This is a genomic window from Cellulophaga sp. (assembly GCF_039943695.1).
Classification (GTDB): domain Bacteria; phylum Bacteroidota; class Bacteroidia; order Flavobacteriales; family Flavobacteriaceae; genus Cellulophaga.
Genome location: NZ_JBDVAA010000110.1, coordinates 1 through 3,263, shown reverse-complemented (window position 1 = coordinate 3,263; position 3,263 = coordinate 1). Strand labels below are relative to the sequence as shown.

The following is a 3,263-nucleotide window of genomic DNA, read 5'->3' as shown; positions in this document are numbered from 1 at the left end:
CAATAAATAGGGTGTAAAACTGTTATTCAAGAGAGAGAACAGAGGTGTAATAATAGGATGCTACTAAAATCCTATAGTGTTACATTTGCAAACTTTATATGAGTTATGAGAATATTTATTGCAATTCTATTATTTTCCTTTTTTGGAGTCGTTAGTGCGCAAACCTATGAGGTAGGTGTACTTGCTGGAGGGTTAAATAATATAGGTGATGTTGGTAAAACAAACTATATTAGTCCAAGTGGCTTTGCTTATGGAGGTATTTTTAAGTGGAACAAAAGTAAACGCTATGCGTGGCGCGCAAGTATACTACATGGTAAATTTGTTGCAGATGATTTAAAGTCGGGCTTAGCTTACAGGCAAAAAAGACAGCTAAAAATGGAGAATACTGTAACAGAATTTTCTGCTGGCTTAGAAGTTAATTTTGTAGAATACAATCTGCACAAGTTAGGGCCAGCTTTTACTCCTTATTTATATACAGGCGTTACCTATTTTAGGTACGATTATAATTACTTTGAAGTAGGTTTTTTGCAAGATTTAGATCAGCGAGAAGGCGATTTTGCTATTCCAATGACAGTTGGATTAAAGTATAGATTAAATCAATTTTTTATCTTAGGCGCAGAAATTGGTGCTAGATACACGTTTACAGATAATTTAGACGCTAGTAATCCGGAAAAAGCTAACGTATCTACCTTAATAGATCCTAAGTTTGGAAATATTTTTAGTGATGATTGGTATGTTTTTTCAGGTTTTACACTAACTTACACCTTTGGTAGAAAACCGTGCTCAGATTGTTTTGAGTAAATTATACTTATGGATACTATAGAAGATTTAAATAAAGAAAACATACCAGACCATTTAGCCATTATTATGGATGGTAATGGTAGATGGGCTAAACAGAAAGGGAAACTACGTATTTTTGGCCATGAAAATGGTGTTAAAACAGTGCGTAGAGTAGTAGAGAATTGCGCAAAAATAGGAGTTGGTTACTTAACTTTATACACTTTTTCTACAGAAAATTGGAATAGACCAAAGCTAGAAGTAGATACGTTAATGCGTATTTTGGTGTCTTCATTAAAGAAAGAAGTTAAAACTCTTAACAAAAACAACATAAAACTTAATGCAATAGGTAACTTAGATTTGTTACCTAAAAAAGCAGGTGAAGAACTTAAGAATGTTATAGCTAAAACCTCGGCAAATACTGGTATGACGCTAACATTGGCATTAAGTTATGGTTCTAGGGATGAGATTAGAACAGCTGTTCAGGAAATTAGTATCAAAGTTAAAAATAATATAATTTCTCCCGAAAATATTGATGAAATCATTATTAATAACCATCTTTACACGCAAAATTTACCAGACGTAGATTTACTTATTAGAACCAGCGGTGAACACCGTATAAGTAATTTTTTACTTTGGCAAATAGCGTATGCAGAGCTGTACTTTACAGATGTACTTTGGCCAGACTTTAAAGAACATCATTTAGTAGACGCAATTAAAAATTATCAGAACAGAGAACGAAGATTTGGAAAAACTAGCGAACAACTCAACTAACACAACCAAAAGAACCATTACTTTTGGTTCAATTATTACCATCCTTTTCCTTTTTACAAACTTAGTCGCTTTTGCGCAAGAAACATCTTATGAAGATGGTAAAAAGTATATTTTAGGTGGTTTAGAAATTACAGGCGTTAAAAGCTATAACGAGCAGACTGTAGTCACTTTTACCGGTCTTAGGGTTGGACAACCAATTACGCTTCCTGGAGAAGAAATTAGTGCGGTAATTAATAAGCTATGGGGTTTAGAGCTTTTTAGTGATATTAATTTTTATATTACTGATATAAAGGGAGAAAAAGTTTTTTTAGAACTTAATATTGTAGAGCGCCCTACGCTTACAGATGTTACTGTGTACGGAGTTAAAAAACGTAAAGTAGCAGATATTATTGATGATACAGATCTTAAAAAGGGTAAAAAAATTACTCAGAGTCTTATTAATAATACAGAGAATTACCTAAAAAATAAGTACAAAAAACAAGGGTATTTAAATACTAACGTGAATATTGTTACTGCTGTAGATACATCAGAAACCAATGCTCAGAAAATGGTAATTAATATCAAAAAAGGAGAAAAGGTAAAAATTAGTGATATTACTTTTGATGGTAACGATCAGTTGGCAGCAAAAAAACTACGTAAAGCACTAAAGAAAACTAAAAAGAAAAAGTTTTACCGTTTTTGGAAAAAATCTAAATACATAGAAGAAGATTACAAGAACGACTTAACTTCTCTTGTAGAGAAATATGCAGAAAGCGGTTATAGAGATGCAAGAGTAGTTTCTGATACTATTACAGATGTTGATGATAATAATATTAAAATCAATATTAAAGTAGAAGAAGGTAATAAGTATTACTTTGGAGATATAGATTTTGTTGGTAATACCGTATATCCAGATGCATTTTTAACAAGAGCTTTGGGTATTAAAAAAGGGAATACATATAATGGTGTATTGCTTAAAAAAAGAATTGAAGATAACACAAAGCCAGATCCAGACGATTTAAGTAGTTTGTATCAGAATAATGGTTATATGTTTTCTAGAATAACACCAGTAGAAGTTTCTGCAGAGAATGATACTATTAATTTTGAAATTAGAATTATTGAGGGTAAAGAAACGTTTCTTGATCATGTTACAGTTACTGGTAATGATAAAACAAACGACCACGTAATTTTTAGAGAGTTAAGAACGCGTCCTGGTCAAAAATATAACAAAGCCAATATTATTAGGAGTATAAGAGAATTAGGTGCTTTAGGTTATTTTGATGCAGAAAGTATTAAGCCAGATGTACTTAATCCAAATCCTGATGCAGGTACTGTAGATATTAATTATAGTGTATTAGAGGCTGGTTCTAGTCAAATAGAATTACAAGGTGGCTACGGCGGTGGTGGCTTTATAGGTACTTTAGGGTTGTCTTTTAATAACTTTTCATTAAGAAATATATTTAAAAAAGAAGCTTATACGCCTGTTCCTATGGGAGACGGACAAACATTTGCTATTAGATTACAGGCAAGTAGAACGTATAGAGTTTATAGTCTTAATTTTTCTGAGCCATGGCTAGGAGGTAAAAAACCAGTACAGTTTAATACATCTTTATCTAGAACACAGCAGTTTGCATACGATTATACTTCTAACGAGATTGATAAAAGTAGACAGTTTTCAATTTCTAGTATTTCTGTAGGTTTGGCAAAAAGATTAAAGTGGCCTGATGATTATT

At 32.1% G+C, this 3,263-nt stretch carries 3 protein-coding genes; all 3 read left to right on the top strand.

Going from position 1 to position 3,263, the window contains the following annotated elements; translation table 11 throughout:
- Positions 1–105: 105 nt before the first annotated feature.
- Positions 106–801 carry a DUF6089 family protein gene (locus ABJD66_RS07595; RefSeq protein WP_100893818.1) on the top strand — a complete coding sequence of 232 codons (696 nt, stop codon included), beginning with the start codon at positions 106–108 and terminating at the stop codon, positions 799–801.
- Between the two features lie 9 nt (positions 802–810).
- The gene (locus ABJD66_RS07590; RefSeq protein ID WP_100893817.1) at positions 811–1,551 is read left to right on the top strand and encodes an isoprenyl transferase; all 741 of its coding nucleotides are present in this window, start codon (positions 811–813) and stop codon (positions 1,549–1,551) included.
- The coding region (locus ABJD66_RS07585) for a POTRA domain-containing protein (RefSeq protein ID WP_348130008.1) at positions 1,523–3,263 on the top strand (1,741 nt) is incomplete at its 3' end. The genes ABJD66_RS07590 and ABJD66_RS07585, both read left to right, overlap by 29 nt.